Source organism: Pseudomonas sp. R76 (assembly GCF_009834565.1).
In the GTDB taxonomy this organism is placed as follows: domain Bacteria; phylum Pseudomonadota; class Gammaproteobacteria; order Pseudomonadales; family Pseudomonadaceae; genus Aquipseudomonas.
On the sequence record NZ_CP019428.1, the window covers coordinates 6,567,939 to 6,588,241 of the forward strand.

General features: G+C 59.0%; 13 protein-coding genes and 4 pseudogenes. 8 read left to right on the forward strand and 9 right to left on the reverse strand.

The features are described 5' to 3' along the window. The first annotated feature begins 423 nt into the window (after positions 1 to 423). Complete coding sequence (locus tag PspR76_RS29865; protein ID WP_159960958.1) at positions 424 to 2,130, forward strand: ATP-dependent nuclease; 1,707 nt, start codon at positions 424 to 426, stop codon at positions 2,128 to 2,130. Further along, positions 2,123 to 3,553, forward strand: coding sequence for a UvrD-helicase domain-containing protein (locus tag PspR76_RS29870; protein ID WP_159960960.1), 1,431 nt, complete (start codon positions 2,123 to 2,125; stop codon positions 3,551 to 3,553). The genes PspR76_RS29865 and PspR76_RS29870 overlap by 8 nt, the downstream gene beginning before the upstream one ends. Positions 3,554 to 3,620: 67 nt before the next feature. On the opposite strand, the pseudogene PspR76_RS29875 reads toward PspR76_RS29870, so the two are convergent. After that, positions 3,621 to 3,824, reverse strand: a pseudogene (locus PspR76_RS29875) (transposase domain-containing protein); the annotation flags it as partial. Positions 3,825 to 3,931: 107 nt separating this feature from the next. Beyond that, positions 3,932 to 4,210 carry a helix-turn-helix domain-containing protein gene (locus PspR76_RS29880; protein ID WP_159960962.1) on the reverse strand — a complete coding sequence of 93 codons (279 nt, stop codon included), beginning with the start codon at positions 4,208 to 4,210 and terminating at the stop codon, positions 3,932 to 3,934. A gap of 254 nt (positions 4,211 to 4,464) precedes the next feature. On the opposite strand from PspR76_RS29880, the gene PspR76_RS29885 reads away from it, so the two are divergent. Both PspR76_RS29885 and PspR76_RS29890 read left to right on the forward strand, forming a co-directional pair. Next, the gene (locus PspR76_RS29885; RefSeq protein WP_178119854.1) at positions 4,465 to 4,938 is read left to right on the forward strand and encodes a hypothetical protein; all 474 of its coding nucleotides are present in this window, start codon (positions 4,465 to 4,467) and stop codon (positions 4,936 to 4,938) included. Positions 4,939 to 5,276: 338 nt separating this feature from the next. Next, positions 5,277 to 6,539, forward strand: a pseudogene (locus PspR76_RS29890) (YifB family Mg chelatase-like AAA ATPase); the annotation flags it as partial. A 222-nt stretch (positions 6,540 to 6,761) separates the two neighbouring features. Here the strand turns inward: PspR76_RS29890 and PspR76_RS29895 are convergent. Then, positions 6,762 to 7,340: a TetR/AcrR family transcriptional regulator gene (locus PspR76_RS29895; protein ID WP_159960964.1), complete on the reverse strand. Its 579-nt coding sequence runs from the start codon at positions 7,338 to 7,340 to the stop codon at positions 6,762 to 6,764. 112 nt (positions 7,341 to 7,452) lie between these two features. On the opposite strand from PspR76_RS29895, the gene PspR76_RS29900 reads away from it, so the two are divergent. After that, positions 7,453 to 8,367 (forward strand): ABC transporter six-transmembrane domain-containing protein, encoded by a 915-nt coding sequence (locus tag PspR76_RS29900; protein ID WP_159960966.1) that lies wholly within the window; start codon positions 7,453 to 7,455, stop codon positions 8,365 to 8,367. 3 nt (positions 8,368 to 8,370) lie between these two features. Here the strand turns inward: PspR76_RS29900 and PspR76_RS29905 are convergent, their stop codons facing one another. Together PspR76_RS29905 and PspR76_RS29910 are read right to left on the reverse strand one after the other, a co-directional pair. Next, a complete protein-coding gene (locus PspR76_RS29905; RefSeq protein ID WP_159960968.1) occupies positions 8,371 to 10,347 on the reverse strand; it encodes a methyl-accepting chemotaxis protein in 1,977 nt (658 codons plus the stop codon). 159 nt (positions 10,348 to 10,506) lie between these two features. Then, positions 10,507 to 11,445 (reverse strand): LysR substrate-binding domain-containing protein, encoded by a 939-nt coding sequence (locus tag PspR76_RS29910; RefSeq protein WP_159960970.1) that lies wholly within the window; start codon positions 11,443 to 11,445, stop codon positions 10,507 to 10,509. Positions 11,446 to 11,582: 137 nt separating this feature from the next. Between PspR76_RS29910 and PspR76_RS29915 the strand changes: the two genes are divergently transcribed. Next, positions 11,583 to 12,986 (forward strand): NorM family multidrug efflux MATE transporter, encoded by a 1,404-nt coding sequence (locus PspR76_RS29915; RefSeq protein ID WP_159960972.1) that lies wholly within the window; start codon positions 11,583 to 11,585, stop codon positions 12,984 to 12,986. A gap of 55 nt (positions 12,987 to 13,041) precedes the next feature. On the opposite strand, the gene PspR76_RS29920 is transcribed toward PspR76_RS29915, so the two are convergent. After that, positions 13,042 to 14,706 carry a putative bifunctional diguanylate cyclase/phosphodiesterase gene (locus PspR76_RS29920; RefSeq protein ID WP_159960974.1) on the reverse strand — a complete coding sequence of 555 codons (1,665 nt, stop codon included), beginning with the start codon at positions 14,704 to 14,706 and terminating at the stop codon, positions 13,042 to 13,044. Between the two features lie 268 nt (positions 14,707 to 14,974). Between PspR76_RS29920 and rep the strand changes: the two genes are divergently transcribed. Beyond that, positions 14,975 to 16,984, forward strand: coding sequence for a DNA helicase Rep (rep, locus tag PspR76_RS29925; protein WP_159960976.1), 2,010 nt, complete (start codon positions 14,975 to 14,977; stop codon positions 16,982 to 16,984). Positions 16,985 to 17,042: 58 nt separating this feature from the next. Then, positions 17,043 to 17,615 carry a xanthine phosphoribosyltransferase gene (locus tag PspR76_RS29930; protein WP_010207474.1) on the forward strand — a complete coding sequence of 191 codons (573 nt, stop codon included), beginning with the start codon at positions 17,043 to 17,045 and terminating at the stop codon, positions 17,613 to 17,615. A gap of 149 nt (positions 17,616 to 17,764) precedes the next feature. Here the strand turns inward: PspR76_RS29930 and PspR76_RS29935 are convergent, their stop codons facing one another. The 3 genes and pseudogenes from PspR76_RS29935 to PspR76_RS29940 all read right to left on the reverse strand — a co-directional run. Then, positions 17,765 to 19,687 carry an acetyl-CoA hydrolase/transferase C-terminal domain-containing protein gene (locus tag PspR76_RS29935; RefSeq protein ID WP_159960978.1) on the reverse strand — a complete coding sequence of 641 codons (1,923 nt, stop codon included), beginning with the start codon at positions 19,685 to 19,687 and terminating at the stop codon, positions 17,765 to 17,767. Positions 19,688 to 19,823: 136 nt separating this feature from the next. Beyond that, positions 19,824 to 19,916: pseudogene (locus tag PspR76_RS31770) on the reverse strand (c-type cytochrome); the annotation flags it as partial. After that, a pseudogene (locus PspR76_RS29940) lies at positions 19,908 to 20,276 on the reverse strand (c-type cytochrome); the annotation flags it as partial. The pseudogenes PspR76_RS31770 and PspR76_RS29940, both read right to left, overlap by 9 nt. Between the last annotated feature and the right edge of the window lie 27 nt (positions 20,277 to 20,303).

Here is a 20,303-nt window from a genome sequence, read left to right on the forward strand (position 1 = left end):
TCTCGAGCGGGTGTAATTGGGCGCTTTCTAGACATTGCTGCACTTATCACTCTAGAAGAGCCTACTGGACTGCTCGCTGGAGCCCACGGTTCGCTCGCGCAATCAACTCAAAACATATACAAGCGAAAGAATCGGCCAGATTAGTACGGAAGGCTGCGGAGGACAGATGGCGTTCTTTGTGACAATTTTTGCTTGAGATTACGCGCGCAGGGAGCGCTGTTTCCGTCAATAAGTGACATTCTGACGAAATATCCGGTTTTTCTTGTGCCTCCTTTGGCACGACCAGTTCCACGCCTTGTTAGATGTACCTACGACGAATGAAGGCAAATGGCTACTTTCGCCTTGCTCCAGAGAACTTTCACCGGTGCGCCGCCGGCGGATTTTGTCATTACTCACAGATGACGTTCAGAAGGATACTGGTCGGTGAAAATCAGAAAAATCGTGATCAACAACTTTCGCGGAGTGAAGACGCTTGATTGGAACGTGCCAACGGCAGACATTTTTTGCCTGATAGGGAAAGGTGATTCCTCCAAGTCCACTATCTTGGAAGCCATTCGATACGTATTCCATCCTCAATGGAACTTGGCCCTAAGCGACTCAGATTTCTACCAGTGCAAGATCGCTGATCCCATTATGATTGAGATCACAATCGGGCAGTTGGCCGCGGACTTCTGTGCACTCAATAAGTACGGGCTTCACCTAAGGGGCTGGGACCCGGCAGCTCAGAAGCTTCATGACGAGCCAGATGATCATTTTGAAAGCGTATTGACCGCCCGACTGACCGTTGAAAAGGACCTGGAGCCGAAGTGGACAGTCGTGTGCGATCGGAATCCTGACGGAGTGCCGTTCAAACAGGCAGACAGAAACAAGGTCGGCGTGGGCCTCATCGGAGTATTTAGTGAACGAGAGCTTTCCTGGGCAAACGGAACTGCTCTTGCCAAGCTGACCGCGGCGCAGAGCTTGAGCGAGCTATTGGCCAATGCATCGCGGACCGCCAGAAGTTCGCTTGATGTTGATCGGGCTGTCACCCTGACAAATTTCGACACTGCAGCAACGAAATCGCAAGAGATTGCGAAGCTCCTGGGCGTCCCTGTGTTTGATGCGTATAAGGCCCATCTCGACTTGGCGTCCATCAACCTGAAAGTCGGTGGTCTTTCCCTGCATGACGGAGAAATCCCGTTGCGCCAGTTGGGCCTGGGGTCTCGCCGCATGCTTCAGTGTGGAATCCAGAAAGCAGGTTTGGAGGAAGGCCATATCACCTTGTTCGATGAGTTGGAGTTCGGTCTTGAGCCCCACCGAATCACACGGCTCATCAAGCACATCAAAGATGATATGCGCGGGCAATATTTCCTGACCACTCATTCTCCGATGGTGCTTCGTGAACTCACAGTGCAGGACCTTCATATCGTCCATAGCAAAAACGGGGTCGTGACGATCGTCTCTGCTGCCGAGAAGGGCCTCGAAGAGCATCAGGTTCAGGGAAAAATTCGCTCAAGCGCTGAAGCGTTCTTGGCCAAAAAGGTCGTCGTATGTGAGGGCGCTACCGAGGTAGGATTCCTTAGGGGCTTTGACGATCACCGGCTCGACAATGGGAAAGATCCATTGTCATATCACGGTGTAGCGTTGTTGGACGCCAAAGGGGCCAGTAAAGTGAAGGGCATGGCCATAGCCTTCAAAAAGCTTGGTTATGACGTGTCAGTGCTAGCTGATGGTGATGCAGAAAAACAGTTTTCAACCGCCGATGCTGCCGGGCTTGTGGCGATGGGAATCCCTACCTGCATTTGGAGCGATAAACTTTCGCTTGAGGAGCGGGCTTTTGTGGATCTGCCCTGGGCTTACGTACTAGCAAGTTTGACGCTTGCTCAAGTCGAACTCCTCTACCCGGTATACGATCAGGTGCGCTCGCAGTATCAGGAGGTATTGGACCCAGATATCCGCAAGTGGCCGGATGGTCCAAAGCTACGAACTGCTATCGGTGCTGCTGCAAAGAGCGCGGGGTGGTTCAAGGACACCACCAGAGGTGACCTATGGTTCAAGAAGGTGAGTGCAGCTTTCAACGATCCCTTGTTCGACAGAACAAATCTCGCCGTAGAATTGGGAAGTCTTTGGGAGTGGGCGGAGCGTGTCTGAAGACCTCGCAATCAAGCTCAACGACTGTATCACTAAGGGCTATGTGATAGCGCCTGCGGGGTTTGGAAAGACGCATCTCATCGCGATGGCGGTGCGAGCGTCCAGTGGCCGGCAGCTTATCCTGACGCACACTTTTGCCGGCGTGAACTCGATTAAAACCAAAATGGCGTACTTGGGCGTTCGTGCTTCCCAGTACCAGGTCGATACGATCGCTAGCTGGGCACTTCGAATCTGTCTGGCATACCCGAAGGCATCAGGGTGGAAAATTGAAAATCCGACCAGCAAACAGTGGAGTAAATTGTACGAGTGCTGCTCCCGTTTGATGAAGAAAAGGTTCATTCGCGATGCAGTGTCCTCCAGCTATATAGGCCTCTACGTCGACGAGTACCAGGACTGCTCGGACTTGCAGCATGACTTGGTCTGCAGCCTGGCAGAATTTCTTCCAAGTCGACTCTTGGGCGATCCCCTGCAAGCCATATTCGATTTTGACGACGGCAAACCCGTTGATTGGGAAGCCAGCATCTACCCCGAATTTGTTTGCTTGGGACGGATGGAGGTCCCTTGGCGGTGGATCAACGCGAAGAGTCCGGCACTTGGTGATTGGCTCAAAGAGGCGCGGCAAAAGATCGAATTAGGTCAGAAGATAGACCTGTCCGCTCATTTGCCACCGAGCGTTATTCGTGCCCACACCCAGCCCGACTATCTTGCAGCTAAACAGTTCACGGCGCTATGTGGGCTGTTGAACCATGGTGAGAGCGTCATTGCACTCCATGGCGGCGATCAGAAGTCCAAGAACAAAACTCACCGCTTGGCCAACCGCTTGGCGGGCCGCTTTTCCTCAATCGAGGAAATTGAAGGGAAGGATCTGCATTCATTCATCAAAAAGCTTGCCGCTGCAAAGACCGTTCAGGCTGGCTTTCTACTTGCATTGAAGTTTGCAACGAAATGCTTCACCGGCGTAACCCGCACGCTTACGGCGGGCACCAGGCGGGGAGAGGTTAACAACCTTCGCAGAACCACGAGGTACCCACTGGTGCTCCAAGCCGCGAATGACTATTTGAATGACCCATCAAGCAGCCATCTCAAGGCTTTTTTTCAAGCCTTGAAGAACAACCCTGAGACCTCAGCCTACCGCCGTGATTTACTCTATCGCTTCTTCAACGTGCTCAAGATTCATGTTGATGGCCAAGCCGTGACACTCGTGGAGGCCGGCAATTTGTACCAGCGCGAGATTAGGCATTCAGGCCGGCCGATCAGCCATCGCAAGCTGATTGGAACCACGCTACTGGTCAAAGGCCTTGAGTATGACCACGCCGTCATCCTTGATGCCGACTCGCTTGATGCGAAAGATTTGTATGTGGCGATGACCCGAGGAGCGAAATCTCTCACTATCATCGGTACACGTCGATACCTTCCTGCCTAAGGCATCGGTTGGGGCAATCCGTTAGTTGTTGAGGCGACTCTGGCCCTGACCAAGCTGCTCAAGCAACTCAGCACCAACCTCGCCCCCTCCCCCCGTATGGGAGTCGCACAGTATCCTTAGGTCTCTCGCGGCGCGTCGGCACCCGCCTCAGTACATCTTTGAGATAGGCATAAGGATCATGCCCGTTCATGCGCGCCGACTGGGTCAAACTCATGACCTACGCCGCAATTTTGCCACTTCCCAGCCATCCGACAAACAACCAGTTCGACCGCACAGAGGATTTTGCGGGAATGCGCTCACTATTGAAGTCAAGGTCAATGGCCAGAAAAGCCCAGTCACTGTACGCCACCGCTAACTACGGGTCGAAAGCCATCAACCCTAAGGGTTCGAGTTCTTCAAGGCTCTAATTTCATTCTGCACATTTTCAAGTATTTCTTCCTCTTCTCCGTCCAACTCAATCTGCATCAACACGATTAAAGTCGCAGGGTTCACACCTAAGCGCTCAGCCAGCTCTTGCATCTTCTCGATAGTCGGGCTGCGAATTCCACGTTCAATAGTGCTAATGAAGGACTGACTGGCCCCAACCTGTTCTTGGGCGATGCCCCTCTGAACTCGTACATACTTCAAAGCCGAGCCAAAAGCCAACTTACGGTCCATGTGCTTATCCACAAAATGAACGATAAAGCCCCGAAGTCGACTCAATCACTATGCTGCAAACAGCATATATGACAAAATTCTTTTGCCCTTCGCCTAGACAGTGTCGTCGTTCATTCGTCTGCGCATTCACCGAGAGCTGAAGCCTGCTTGTTTCGAAACTTCAGAAAAAATGTCATTGCTACCGAAAAGGTTCGCTTCCAGCCCTAATGCTGGCACCAGTTCGATACCAGATAACCCGCTACAAGGAGCACCAAGTGATCTTCCTTTTTGACCCTGAGCTAGGGAAAGTACGCACGTGGAAACATTGCGAGATAGAAGGGCTTTGCTTTTTCGTCACGATCAGGTGCCTACACACCGGACACCAGAACCGAGCCGCAATCGTCAATTGCGCTTATGAACTTCGCCTCTATCTTCAGACAGCAAAAGACGTAGAAATCCTCAAAGTGCAGATGATGTGTCCACCGTCGATCAGTGGCATACAAGGATGGATACTGGAAGAGCTTGAAAGCGTGGTGCTTCATTCCGGTGTTGATACAGATGAGAACGCAGTGGTTTACCGGACCAAATCTAGAGCCTATAAACTGGGGGAGCTGGATCTGAGGAAAATGAAGAAGTCGCGCATTCTCTACTCAGCACATCATCATTTGGACCATAAAGCAGAAATAAGTGGCGCAAAAGCGAGTGACAACGAAGGTTATTTATACTCAAATTTCTGTATTTCCCAGTAAGTATAGAAGAGCGCTTTTCGCTAGCGCCCGCCTTAAAGTTAATTAGATTCTCGTGCTTATGAAGGACTCAGCCGATATCTAGATAGAAGCAACACCCTCCCAAACCAGTTACACGAAAACGTGCATGCCACGCCTCACATCTCAATAATTGCTCGACGAAAAGTAGCCTGCCATGTTCCTTCAGCTGAGGCGTATCCCAAATGAGAAAACATCCATGGACATACGCCTGCAAATTGGTCGCTGTTCGGGCGAAAGCCATGGACATCGAGGAAATCCTCCACCGCCCTGCAATCTAAGGTCTCGAGACAGTATCCATGGCCATTAACTAACCTGTACGTGGGCGTTTTGATTTGGCGATTGCCTTGGGGATTCTCGCCGCCAGCGTGCAGGTGCCGTCGTTGATGCTTAATGACGTGGAATGCTTGGGGGAATTGGCGCTGTCCGGCGAAGTACGTGCAGTGAAAGGCGTGTTGCCGGCAGCCCTGGCAGCGCGCAAGGCTGGACGCACCGTGATAGTGCCTCGCGCAAATGCCGAGGAGGCGTGCCTGGCGTCGGGGTTGAAGGTGATTGCGGTGGACCACTTGCTGCAAGTGGTGGCGCACCTGAATGGGGTTGTACCGATTGAGCCGTATAAATCTGATGGTTTGCTGTACTTGAACAAGCCTTACCCGGACTTGAGTGAGGTGCAAGGCCAACTGGCCGCCAAGCGCGCTCTGCTGATTGCGGCAGCGGGCGCGCACAACCTGCTGTTCAGCGGGCCACCTGGCACGGGCAAGACCTTACTCGCCAGCCGCCTGCCCGGTTTGCTGCCGCCGCTGAGTGAACAGGAAGCCCTGGAAGTGGCGGCGATTCAGTCGGTGGTCAGCCTCGCGCCGCTGAGCCATTGGCCGCACCGCCCGTTTCGTCAGCCGCACCATTCGGCGTCGGGGCCGGCGTTGGTGGGCGGCGGTTCGAAACCGCAGCCGGGGGAAATCACCCTCGCCCACCATGGCGTGCTGTTTCTGGATGAGTTGCCGGAGTTTGATCGCAAGGTGCTGGAGGTGCTGCGTGAGCCGCTCGAATCCGGGCACATCGTGATTTCCCGTGCGCGTGACCGCGTGAGTTTCCCGGCACGCTTTCAACTGGTCGCAGCCATGAACCCCTGCCCTTGCGGCTATTTAGGCGAGCCGAGTGGGCGCTGTCGGTGCACGCCGGAGCAGATTCAGCGCTATAGCAACAAACTCTCGGGGCCGCTGCTGGACCGGATCGACTTGCACCTCACCGTCGCGCGGGAAACCACGGCACTTAACCCGACCCAGCAGGCCGGGGATAACACGGCGAAGGCCTCGGCGGAGGTGGCCGACGCCCGCGAGCGCCAGCAAAAGCGCCAGGGCTGCGCGAATGCCTTTCTGGATTTGCCAGGGTTACGCAAACACTGCCAGCTGGCAAAAGCCGATGAAGGCTGGCTGGAAAGCGCCTGCGAGCGGCTGACGCTGTCGCTGCGAGCAGCTCATCGTTTGCTCAAGGTGGCGCGCACCTTGGCCGACCTTGAACGGGTTGAAAACATCGCTCGGCATCACTTGGCGGAGGCGTTGCAGTACCGGCCTGCGTCGGTGGGCTAGCCTGAAACCCCGAAACCTATGGCCAGTGGGCTTTCATGACGACCGGGTTTGTCGTGGCGAGCGGGCTTGCCCCGCGTTGGAGTGCGGAGCGCTCCCAGTCCAACCGCCGCGGTTCTACTGATAAACCCGTTCGCCAGGTCCAGGGGCTGCTGCGCAGCCCAACGCGGGGCAAGCCCGCTCGCCACGGAGGAATATGCTGGCCGCCAAAAGTGGTGTGGCGGCCTATGCGGGAAAGTCCAGCAACAGCCTCGCCACTTCCATCACTTCATCCAACACCGCTTCTGCCGATTCAGTTGACGGCTTGAGCATCAGGTCATCGGCATACCCCATCGCCAACGCGAAAATCTGCCGGGCAGCGCGTCGGGGAGAAACACTTCGAAAAACCCCTTCAGCAACACCCTGCTCAATCACCTCGGCGAGCATGCCTTGCCACTGGGCATTGATCACCAGGTACGCCTCGGCCATTTGCGGGTCATGCATCGCCTCGTCCCAGGCATCCAGCCACAGCGCCCAGCCGGCGTCGGCGGTGCACGGCAGGCAGTCGCGCAAGAACCCCACCAGTGCCTCCAGCGGCGGCACACCCGCCAGTGGCGCGCGCACTTCCTCCAGCTGTTCATTGGCAAAGCGCACAAAGGCTTCGCGGCGCAGTTCATTCCAGTCGCTGAAGTAGTGGTAGACGTGGCTGCGCGACAGGCCGGCGTGTTCGGCCAAGTCGCGGGTGGACACATCGGCAAAGCCCTTGCTGCGAAACAGCTCCAGGGCGGCGGCGATGATCTGGTCTTTACGGTCGATACGCGACATGGGCAATTCCTTCGGGCGCCGGTAGATGAACGGCGCTTGCTTTTGAGCGGTCGCTCAAGAATACTTGAGCAGTCGCTCAATAATAGCGTCTATCATTCCTTTGGTGCACCCCATGTCATCCGTTACCCCGCAAATTCTGATCGAAGAAAGCAAGAAAATCGGCCAGCAATCCGCCAGCCAGACCCTCAAGGCGATCGCCCGCGCGTATCCCGGCAAGCTGTTTTGCACACTGTCGTTGGTCGCGCTGGAGAACGCGCTGCTGTTGGCGTATCCGCTGTTTGCCGGGTTCGCAGTGGACTCGATCATCCGCGGCGATGCCGGCAGCGCTTTGTTCTACGCCGCCGTGGTCTTGGCATTCTGGGTCGTCGGGGCTGCACGCCGAGCGCTGGACACGCGCACCTTCACACGTATTTACGCCGACCTCGCGGTGCCGGTAATCCTCAACCAGCGCCTGCAAAACCACAGTACTTCACGGGCGGCGGCGCGTGTGGTGTTGGCGCGGGACTTCGTCGACTTCTTCGAAAAACACGTGCCGATCATCGCTACCGCGCTGGTGTCCATCGTCGGTGCGGCAGTGATGTTGTTGGTGATCGAACCGTGGATCGGCCTGGCGTGCCTGACGGCGTTGCTGTTGTGCACCACCTTGCTGCCACGCTTTGCCCGGCGTAACCAGCAGTTGCACGAGCGCTTGAATGACCGTCTGGAGAAGGAAATCGGCCTGGTGGAAAAAGTCGGCGCGCAGACCTTGCAGCGTCACTACCAAGTGCTGTCGCGCCTGCGCATCTGGCTCTCCGACCGCGAGGCCGCCGCGTTCCTGTTTATCGGTACGCTGGCAGCCTTGCTGTTTGTGGTCGCGATCAGCCAGTTGGCGCTGTCGCCGGCGGTCAAGGCCGGCCATGTGTACGCGGTGATGACCTACCTCTGGACCTTCGTCAGCAGCCTGGACGAGGCACCGGGCATGGTCGATCAACTGGCGCGCCTGAAGGACATCGGCAAACGCGTAGACCCAGGCCTGGGCGAGCGCTAAGCCTCAACGAAAGCGGTCCACCTCATGGCGCAAGCCGGCCGCCAGGGTTTCCAGTTCCTTGGCGGTAACGGCCAGGTTCGACACCACTTCACGCTGCTCGCTGTTGGCCAGGGCAATGCTCTGCAGGTTGCTGCTGAGCAAGGTCGCGGTGCTGCTCTGCTCCTGGGTCGCCGTGGTGATCGCGGCAAATTGCTGACCGGCCGAGCGGCTCTGCTCGTCGATCCGCGCCAGCGCCGAGGCCACGTCGGCATTACGCGACAGTCCTTCCTGCATCAACACATTGCCCTGCTCCATGGTGCTGATGGCGTTGCCGGTTTCCTGCTGAATGCTCTGGATCATCCCGGAGATTTCATCGGTGGCCTGGCGCGTACGCGACGCCAGGTTGCGCACTTCGTCGGCGACCACGGCAAAACCACGGCCTTGTTCACCGGCGCGGGCGGCTTCAATAGCGGCGTTGAGCGCCAGCAAGTTGGTCTGTTCGGCAATCGAGGTGATCACGCCGACGATCCCGCCGATTTCCTGGGAGCGCTGCCCCAAGGTATTGATCACGGTGGCCGTGCTGTTCAGTGCCGCCGCGATATGTTCCAGCGACGACGACGCCTCTTGCATCGAGGTGCGACCGATGCGGGTCTGCTGGGCGTTCTCCTGGGCAAGGCGCTCGGTATTGCCCATGTTGTCGGCGATGTTCAGCGAGGTGGCGCTGAATTCTTCCACCGCGCCGGCCATGCTGGTGATCTCGCCGGACTGCTGCTCCATGCCTTCATAGGCACCGCCAGACAAGCCGGACAAAGCCTGGGCACGGCTGTTGACGTCTTCCGCGGCTTTGCGGATGTGCGAGACCATCGTCGACAGCGCCTCACCCATCTGGTTGAAGCTGCGCGCCAGTTGACCGATTTCGTCATGGCTGGACACATTCAAGCGCGCGCTCAAATCACCCGCACCCAAGGCTTCGGCCTGGCGCACCAAGTCACTCAGCGGCTGCAACTTACTGCGCAGCAGCCAGACCGCCGCGCCCACCGCCAGCAACATCGCCAGCATGCTGCCGATCACCAGGCGAATCCCCACCGCCCAGGTGACTGCGCGGATCTCGGACTTCGGCATGCTCGCCACCACCGACCACGGGCCGCCTTCGAACGGCACCGAGACGCTGTAGAAATCTTCGTTCTTGTCGCTCCAGAAGCGGCCTTCGCCGGGTTTCTTCGCCAGGTCGAGCATCACCGGAATCGCTTGATCCAACGCCTGCACGCCCGCGGGAGGCACCAGCCAGTGTTTCTGTTCATCCAGCAACGCCAGGGAACCGGTCTGGCCAATACGGAAGCGCTTGAGGTTGTCGAACTGGGCTTTCTGCTCATCGGTGTAATCAAAGCCGATAAACAACACGGCGATCACTTTGCCGCTGGCATCACGCACCGGGCTGTATTGGGTCATGTAGGAACGATCGAACAACACCGCCCGACCGATGTAATTCTGCCCGGCCAACAGGCGCTGATAGGCCGGGTGCTGGTGATCGAGCACCGTGCCGATGGCGCGGTTGCCGTCCTGCTTGGTCAGGGAGGTGCTGATGCGGATGAAGTCTTCGCCGCTGCGCACAAACACCGTGGCCACGCCACCGGACATCTGCTTGAACTCATCGACTTCATCGAAGTTGTTGTTCAGCACATCATCGCCCAGCAGCAGGCTCGGAGTCTGCACGCCGGCCACGGTGACCGGTTGATCTGCACGCACACTCAACCCGGCGACGAAGCGTTTTTCAAACAGCCCGCTCAAACGCTGGGTACTTTCGCGCAAGGTGCTGTGGAAGGTGTTGAGTTGGTCGGCGAGCAAGCGCGCCTCGCTGGCCAGGTGTTCCTCGCGCGTGTCGAGGTTGGCGGAGTCGAGGGAACGCAGGGCGAAAACCGTACTGCCGCTGATGACGACAGCCAGAATAACGGCGAGTGCGAGACCTAATTGTGAGGCGATCCGAGCGCGAGGTTGGGACATGACAGCTCCTGGCCGAGGCCAGGATCATCCTGATCTCATAGCGCTGCTCGGCGAATTATCTAGTGGGAAACGTTGGCGCACGATAGTTCCAACACACCTTATTCGGCGGGCGCGGGCAATACTTGAGCGATTCACAGGGGTATCGCGCAAACGATTGCATTAACGGCCCGCCGCGTGCCAGTCGAGGCGCTCGACCTGGGGCAATTCCATGGCCTTGACTTCACCTTGGAGAAACTCCGCCAAACGGCGCAGACGCTCGCCACCGGGGCGGGTTTTCGGCCACACCAGGTAGTAGTTTTCCCCACTGGCCACCGCCGTCGGCCACGGCAGGCTCAGCCGGCCCTGGGCCACGTCTTCGGCCACCATCAGCAGGTCGCCCATGGACACGCCATAACCCCGCGCGGCGGCGATCATGCCCAGTTCAAGCGTATCGAACACCTGCCCACCCTTGAGCGACACCTGGGACGACAACCCCATGCGCTCCAGCCAATTGCGCCAGTCGCGGCGGTCGGGGGTGGGGTGCAGCAATTCGGCGGACGCCAACCGCGTGACGTCCCAAGGCCCGTCTTCCAGCAGGTTCGGTGCGCCCACGGGGATCAGCAATTCGGGGAACAGGTAGCTGGCTTCCCAGTCCGCCGGAAAATGCCCATAACTCAACAACACCGCGCAATCGAACGGTTCCTGATTGAAGTCGACTTCATCCACGCTCATCCATGCACTGGTCAGCTGCACTTCGTTACCCGGCTGCAACGCCCGGAAGCGGCTGAGCCGCGCCAGCAACCAGCGCATGGTCAAGGTGGACGGCGCCTTCATGCGCAGGATGTCGTCTTCGGCATTCAGGGTATGGCAGGCCCGCTCAAGCGCGGCGAAACCCTCACGCACACCGGGCAGTAGCAGGCGCGCCGCTTCGGTGAGTTGCAGGTTGCGGCCGCTGCGCTGGAACAGGCGGCAGGCGAAATGCTCTTCGAGTGTACGGATGTGCCGGCTGACGGCACTTTGCGTAATCGACAGCTCCTCCGCCGCCCGGGTAAAGGAGTTGTGCCGCGAAGCCGCCTCGAATGCGCGCAAGGCATACAGCGGCGGGAGACGACGTGACATGGATGGCATTCCTACAGAGCGATGCTTAACCCTAGCATGAGTTTTAATCATGCGAACGATCGCTTTTATCCTTTTGTGTAATGCGTCGAGAGCGCCGAGAATCAACCCTTCCCCAACCCTCTGACTTTCTGAGCGTGATGATCATGCAGCATCCGGTGCGTACTGAACTCTGGGCCATTCTGCGGCTGTCGGGGCCGTTGATTGCCTCACAGTTGGCGCACATGTTGATGGTGCTGACCGACACCCTGATGATGGCCCGCCTGAGCCCCGAAGCCCTCGCCGGTGGCGGCTTGGGCGCGGCGAGCTATTCGTTCGTGGCGATTTTCTGCATCGGCGTGATTGCCGCCGTCGGCACCCTCGTGGCCATTCGGCATGGCGCGGGCGACATCGAAGGCGCCACCCGCCTGACCCAGGCCGGGCTTTGGCTGGCCTGGCTGATGGCCTTGGTCGCGGGCTTGCTGTTGTGGAACCTCAAGCCCGTGCTGCTGATGTTCGGCCAGACCGAAACCAACGTGCATGCGGCGGGGCAATTTCTGACCATCCTGCCATTCGCCCTGCCCGGCTACCTGAGTTTCATGGCCTTGCGCGGTTTTACCAGCGCCATCGGCAAGGCCACCCCGGTGATGGTGATCAGCCTGTGCGGCACCGTGCTCAACTACGTCCTCAACCACGCGCTGATCGAGGGTATGTTCGGCCTGCCCAAACTCGGCTTGATGGGCATCGGCCTGGTCACCGCGATCGTCGCCAACTGCATGGCCCTGGCGCTGATGTGGTACATCCGCAGCAACCGGGCATACGCGGCCTACCCGCTAAGCAACGGCCTGCTGCGCCTCAACACCCAATACCTGCGCGAGCTGTGGCGCCTGGGCCTGCCGATTGGCGGCACCTATGCAGTGGAAGTCGGCTTGTTTGCCTTCGCAGCGCTGTGCATGGGTACCATGGGCAGTACGCAGTTGGCGGCGCATCAGATTGCCCTGCAGATTGTCTCGGTGGCCTTTATGGTGCCGGCGGGGATGTCGTACGCGATCACCATGCGCATCGGCCAGCATTACGGCGCCGGCCAGTTGCTGGCGGCGCGCATGGCCGGGCGAGTCGGGATCGGCTTTGGCGCGGCGGTGATGTTGGGGTTCGCGGCGGTGTTGTGGCTGTTTTCCGATGCGCTGATCGGGCTGTTCCTCGACCATAACGACCCGGCCTTCCACGACGTCATCGTGCTGGCCGTCAGCCTGCTGGCCGTGGCCGCATGGTTTGAACTGTTCGACGGCGTGCAGACCATCGCCATGGGCTGCATTCGTGGGCTGAAAGACGCCAAGACGACCTTTCTGGTCGGGCTGGGCTGCTACTGGCTGATCGGCGCGCCGTCGGCGTGGCTGATGGCGTTCACCTTGGGCTGGGGGCCAACCGGCGTGTGGTGGGGCTTGGCGTTGGGGCTGGCGTGTGCGGCCGTGAGTTTGACCTGGGCGTTTGAGGCGAAGATGAAAAGGATGATTCGGCGGGAGCCGGAAATTCGCGCTGAATTCCAAGCCATGCAGCCAGACTAGAGACTGTACTCGGTCAATGTGGGAGCTGACTCCCACACAAGCCAGCTCCCACCATTCAGCCCAGCAAAGCCTGCTGGCTCTTACCGAAGGTCAGGTACTCCACCAACTCCGCCAACGGCAACGGCTTGCTGATCAAATAACCCTGCGCCTGATCGCAACCAAACAACCGCAACAGCGCCAGTTGCTCAGGCGTTTCCACACCTTCAGCCACCACTTCCAGGTTGAGGTTGTGGGCCAGGTTGATCATGGCGTGCACCAGCTTGCGGTTTTCTTCGCGCTCTTCCATACCGCCGACGAAGCTCTTGTCGATCTTCAACAAGGCAATCGGCAGGCTGTTGAGGTGCACGAACGAGGAAAAACCGGTGCCGAAGTCGTCCAGGGAAAACCGCACACCCAGGCGGCCGAGGGCGTCCATGGTTTGCTTGACCAGGTCACTGCGGCGCATCACGGCGGTTTCGGTCAATTCGAACTCCAGCCACTGCGCCTCCACGCCCCGCTCGGCAATCAGCCGGCTAAGTGTCGAGAGCAACTGGCTGTCCTGGAACTGGCGAAACGACAGATTGACCGCCATGTGCAGCGGCGGCAGGCCGCGTTCGCGCAAGTCTTGCATGTCGCGCAGGGCGCGGGAGATCACCCAGTAACCCAGCGGCACAATCAGGCCGCTCTGTTCGGCCAGCGGTACGAATTCGCTGGGCGGCAGCAGGCCGCGTTCGCCGTGGCGCCAGCGCACCAAGGCTTCCAGGCCGACGATATGCCCGTCGTCCAGGTCCAGGCGCGGCTGGTAATGCAGTTCCAACTCATCACGGCGCAAGGCGCGGCGCAGTTCACTTTCCAGGTCGGCCAGGCTGCGCGCGTTGCGGTTGATGCGCTCATTGAAAATATGAAAGGTGCAGCCTTGGGTGCTTTTGGCTTGCTGCATGGCGATGTGTGCGTGCCACATCAACGGGTCGGCGCCGGCGCGTGCGCGGGCATGTGCCACGCCCAGGCTGCAGCCGATCAGCAGGCTTTCGCCATCCACCCAATAGGGTTCGGCCATGGCTTCAGTGATGCGTTCGGCCATCCATTCGGCGCGTTGCGGCGCACGGCGGGTGTCAATCAGCAGGGCGAATTCGTCGCTGCCCAGGCGTGCCAGTTGGTCGCCGGCTTCAAGCTGGCTCTTGAGGCGCGAGACCACTTGCAGGATCAGCCGGTCGCCGGCCTGGTGGCCTAGTGCGTCGTTGGCATGCCGGAAGTTGTCGAGGTCGAGATGGCCGAGGGCCAGGCCACGGCCTTCGTTTTCGGCCAGGCGCGCCGTCAGCAAGGTCTGAAACCCTTGGCGGTTGGCGATGCCGGTGAGCGGGTCTTGTTCGGCCAGGCGCTGCAAGGTGGTTTCCAGCACGCCGCGCTCGCGGACATGGCGCAAGCAACGGCGCAATGTATCGGCATCCAGAACATCAAGGATCAACCAATCGCTCACACCGAGCGGCGAAACCAGCGGTTCCTGCTCCAACAGCAATACGCACGGCAGGTTGCAGCGGCCAGGGCCGGGTTGCAGGCTGGGCGTGGTCAATAACACGGCACTGTGGTCGTCATCGAACAGACGACTCACCGAGTCCCAGTTGGGCGCACTGATCAGCACAGCCCCTTCGCCCATCGGCGCCAGGCACTCGCGCAACAACGCTGCCCACGCTGGCTCATCGGCCAGTAGCAGCAAACGCAAGGGTTCGACAGGCGTAGACAAGCTAGCTCCCTAGACTCTGCAAAAGTGTGTTGGCGGCGGGCATTATGACGCGCGGCCTGATAATCACCAATGATAAGGGTTATCAAATACGCTGGCTGTAAGGATTAGTCGCAACCTTAGCCCTAAAAGCCTCCCACATCCTGCGGCAAAGTATCAAAAGCGGCAAATTTAGATCGAGTGGTACGTCACACTGTCGTTCTGTGAGAGCAGAATCCTGCGAGCCTGTTAAAATGCCCGCCCTTTTGAACAACGACTCCCTGAATTCTGTATGTCCCGACTCAATCCCCGGCAGCAAGAAGCCGTGAACTACGTCGGCGGCCCTCTATTGGTGCTCGCCGGTGCTGGCTCCGGCAAGACCAGCGTGATCACCCGCAAGATCGCGCACCTGATCCAGAACTGCGGCATCCGCGCCCAGTACATCGTCGCCATGACCTTTACCAACAAGGCGGCGCGCGAGATGAAAGAGCGTGTCGGCACGCTGCTCAAAGGCGGCGAAGGCCGTGGCCTCACGGTGTGTACCTTCCACAACCTGGGCCTGAATATCATCCGCAAGGAGCATGCGCGGCTGGGCTACAAGCCGGGTTTCTCGATCTTCGACGAAACCGATGTGAAGTCGCTGATGACTGACATCATGCAAAAGGAATACGCAGGCGACGACGGCGTGGATGAGATCAAGAACATGATCGGCGCCTGGAAAAACGACCTGATCCTGCCGCCCCAAGCCCTGGAAAACGCGCGTAACCCCAAGGAACAGACCGCGGCCATCGTCTACACCCACTACCAGCGCACGCTCAAGGCGTTCAACGCGGTGGACTTCGACGACCTGATCCTGCTGCCGGTGAAGCTGTTCGAGGACCACGCCGACATCCTCGAAAAATGGCAGAACAAGGTCCGCTACCTGCTGGTGGACGAATACCAGGACACCAACGCCAGCCAATACCTGCTGGTGAAAATGCTGATCGGCAAACGCAACCAGTTCACCGTGGTCGGCGACGACGACCAGTCGATCTACGCCTGGCGCGGCGCCCGCCCGGAAAACCTGATGCTGCTCAAGGACGACTACCCGTCCCTGAAAGTGGTGATGCTGGAGCAGAACTACCGCTCCACCAGCCGCATCCTGCGTTGCGCCAACGTGCTCATCTCCAACAACCCCCACGAGTTCGAAAAACAGCTGTGGAGTGAGATGGGTCACGGCGATGAAATCCGCGTGATCCGCTGCCGCAACGAAGACGCCGAAGCCGAGCGCGTGGCCGTGGAAATCCTCAGCCTGCACTTGCGCACCGACCGCCCGTACAGCGACTTTGCGATCCTGTATCGCGGCAACTACCAGGCCAAGCTGATCGAGTTGAAACTGCAGCACCACCAGGTGCCGTATCGCCTGTCCGGCGGCAACAGCTTTTTCGGACGCCAGGAAGTAAAAGACCTGATGGCCTACTTCCGCCTGATCGTGAACCCGGACGACGACAACGCCTTCCTGCGCGTGATCAACGTGCCGCGCCGGGAAATCGGCTCCACGACCCTGGAAAAACTCGGCAACTACGCCACCGAACGCAAGATCTCGATGTACGCCGCCACCGATGAAATCGGCCTGGGCGAGCATCTGGACACGCGCTTCACCGACCGCCTGTCGCGCTTCAAGCGCTTCATGGACAAGGTGCGCGAGCAGTGTGCCGGCGAAGACCCGATCAGCGCGCTGCGTAGCATGGTCATGGACATCGACTATGAAAACTGGCTGCGCACCAACAGTTCCAGCGACAAAGCCGCGGATTACCGCATGGGCAACGTCTGGTTCCTGATCGAAGCGCTGAAAAACACCCTGGAAAAAGACGAAGACGGCGAGATGACCGTCGAAGACGCCATCGGCAAGCTGGTGCTGCGCGACATGCTCGAGCGCCAGCAGGAAGAGGAAGACGGCGCCGAAGGTGTGCAAATGATGACCTTGCATGCTTCCAAGGGCCTGGAATTCCCCTACGTGTTCATCATGGGCATGGAAGAGGAAATCCTCCCGCACCGTTCCAGCATCGAAGCCGACACCATCGAAGAAGAACGGCGCCTGGCCTACGTGGGCATTACCCGCGCGCGTCAGACGCTGGCCTTCACCTTTGCCGCCAAGCGCAAGCAATACGGCGAAATCATCGATTGTGCCCCCAGCCGGTTCCTCGACGAGCTACCGCCGGACGATTTGGCCTGGGAAGGCAATGACGACACACCGACCGAGGTGAAGGCCGTTCGCGGCAACACCGCCTTGGCGGATATACGCGCGATGTTAAAGCGCTAGAATCGACTACTTTTTAATCTACTTTCGGCGCACACCGCGCCATTAGAGGAAGCTTTCCGTGGAAGCACTGCACAAGAAAATTCGCGAAGAAGGCATCGTGCTTTCCGATCAGGTACTCAAGGTCGACGCTTTTCTGAACCACCAGATCGACCCGGCGCTGATGAAACTGATCGGCGACGAATTCGCCGCGCTGTTCAAGGACTCGGGCATCACCAAGATCGTCACCATCGAAGCCTCGGGCATTGCGCCGGCGATCATGACCGGCCTGAACCTCGGCGTGCCGGTGATCTTCGCGCGCAAACAGCAATCCCTGACGCTGACTGAAAACCTGCTGTCGGCGACGGTGTATTCCTTCACCAAGAAAGTCGAAAGCACCGTGGCGATTTCGCCGCGCCACCTGACCAGCAGCGACCGCGTGTTGGTGATCGATGACTTCCTGGCCAACGGCAAAGCCTCCCAGGCGCTGATCTCGATCATCAAGCAAGCGGGCGCAACCGTTGCCGGTTTGGGGATTGTGATCGAGAAGTCGTTCCAGGGCGGCCGTGCCGAGCTGGATGCGCAGGGTTATCGGGTTGAGTCGCTGGCGCGGGTGAAGTCGTTGGCGGGTGGCGTCGTCACCTTCATCGAGTAATTTGCAGCACTGCAAATCACATGTGAACAGAGATCAAAATGTGGGAGCGGGCTTGCTCGCGAAAGCGGTGTAACAGTCAATATATCAGTCGACTGATACACCGCATTCGCGAGCAAGCCCGCTCCCACATTTGGTTTTGTGTGGGCCGGTTAGTGCGCGGTGGCCTGCAGGCCGGCGAGCAGCAAGCGCTGATACAGATCCTCTTTCAACCCCTCCGGCTTATCCAAGCGCATCCGCTCCAGGTGCTTGGGAAACGCCTCCGGCTCCGGCGCATCCAGGGCTGCTTTGCCCAGCTCCAGAATCTCGGTCAGCTTGAACTTGCTCTTGAGCCAGTTCAGCGCTCGTAACAGATCCCTTTCCTCATCCGTGAAATCAGTGCCCAGCGGATACTCCGGGAACAACCGGTGATGCCGCGCCTGAATGGCCTTGAGCCGCTGCGGCGTATTGTCGGCAAAGCGCGGGTCCAGTTGGAAATCCTTGGGCAGCTTGCCAGCCTTTTGCGCTTGTTCGATCAAGTCATTCTGGAAGCGCGAGTCGGTGATATTCAGCAGCGCCTCGATCACCTTCGCATCCGTCTGCCCACGCAAATCGGCAATCCCGTACTCGGTGATGACGATATCGCGCAGGTGCCGTGGGATGGTGCAGTGCCCGTACTCCCAGACGATATTGGAACTGACCTCGCCCGCCGACTCGCGCCAGCTGCGCAGGATCAGGATCGAACGCGCGCCTTCCAGCGCGTGGCCCTGGGCGACGAAGTTGTACTGCCCGCCGACACCACTGAGCACACGCCCATCTTCCAACTGGTCCGCCACGCCCGCGCCGAGCAACGTCACGGTGATCGCACTGTTGATAAACCGCGCATCCAGGCGCTGCAAACGTTTGAGTTCTTCCTGGCCGTACAGCTCGTTGATGTAACTGATGCGGGTCATGTTGAATTCAAGGCGCTTGGTGTGAGTCATTTCCTGCAAGCGCTGGTAAAAACTGCGCGGACCGAGGAAGAAACCGCCATGAATCGACACGCCATCGGGCTGCGCGGCGTCGTCCAGGGTGCCGGCGTTGGCCTGCGCCTGGGTCGCCACATCCGGGTAGACCTTGCGGCGGATGATGCCGGCGTCGGCCAACACCAGCAGGCCGTTGACGAACATCTCACTGCAGCCATACAGGCCACGGGCAAAGGGCGCGACGCCGCCTTCGTGGCTGATTAAGGGCGCCCACTGATACACGTCGAGGTCGGTGAGTAACAGGCGATAGGCTTCGTTGTCTGCCTGGCGCGCCAGCAAGGCGGCGGTCAGTGCATCGCCCATCGAACCAATACCGATCTGCAAGGTGCCGCCATCGCGCACCAAGGTGCTGGCGTGCAGGCCGATAAAATGGTCCTGGAAACCAACGGGCATATTCGGCGTGGAGAACAGCGTGGTGCTGTCCTTTGCGTCGATCAGGTAATCGAACGCGTCCATGCCCAACTCGGCGTCACCTGGCATGTAGGGCAAATCGGCGTGAACCTGGCCTACGACCAGGATGGTTTCCCCGGCCTCGCGGCGCTTCTCGATCATCGGCAGCAGGTCGAGGGTGATGTCCGGGTTGCAGCTCAGGCTCAGGCGATCCGGATGTTCCGTACTGCTGGCCACCAGCTGCGCCACCAGATTAAGGCCCGCAGCGTTGATGTCGCGGGCGGCGTGGCTGTAATTGCTGCTGACGTAATCCTGCTGCGCCGACGCGCTGTGGAGCAGGCTGCCGGGCTGCATGAAGAACTGCTGTACGCGGATATTCGCGGGCAGGCTGTCTGTGTGCAGGTCGGCAAGGAAGTCCAGCTCGGGATAATCACCGAATACGCGCTCGATAAAAGGCTCGAGGAAGCGTTTCTGCAAACCATCGCCCATCGTCGGGCGGCCCAGGGCCAGCGCGGTATAGATCGTCAGCGCCCGCTCCGGCAACTTGGCGATGCGCCGGTACAGCGCGTTGACGAACAGGTTGGGCTTGCCCAAACCCAGGGGCATGCCCATGTGGATATGCGCGGGCAGGCGCGCCAGTACGTCGTCAACTGCTTGCTCGATTGAACACAACTGCACCATCCGACCCTCCTGAACATTCCATGATTAGGGGTTGGACCGAGCTTGCCGGGTCTTTGCTGCAATGAACAGCGATGAAGTACAAATCGCGGGCACAAAAAAGCCGCTGGGCAGCGGCTTTTTGGCGAAGATCGGCAGGTTACAAGCCAGACATCTTCTTGATTGCGCCTTCAAGGTCATCAAGGCTGCAATCGGAGCAGGTTCCCATTGGGGGCATCGCATTCAAACCATGCTTGGCGACTTGCGCCAGACCTTTGGTGCCTTTCTCGGGCGCCTCGACCTTGAGTTCTGCCAGTACTGCGTCCACATGGCCAAGCCGCTCTTTCCAGGCCGCCGTGTCACCGATCTTCGGCGCATTCAACAAGCCGGTGCCGTGGCACGCATTGCAATGCTTGGCGATGACCTCATCCGGCGTTTTAGCCGCTCCGCCGCCGCCCGCTGCCACTGCAACTTCCATCCCTTTGCATTCCTGGCCCTGAACACAGACCTGGCCCACAGGCTCCAGGCGCTTGGCAATTTCATCATTGGTCGCAGCTTGAGCGCTGACAGCCCATAGGGCCAGTACGGTTGCTGGTGCAGCCAGCATTTTCATAATTAGGTTCACGCGTTCACCCTCAAT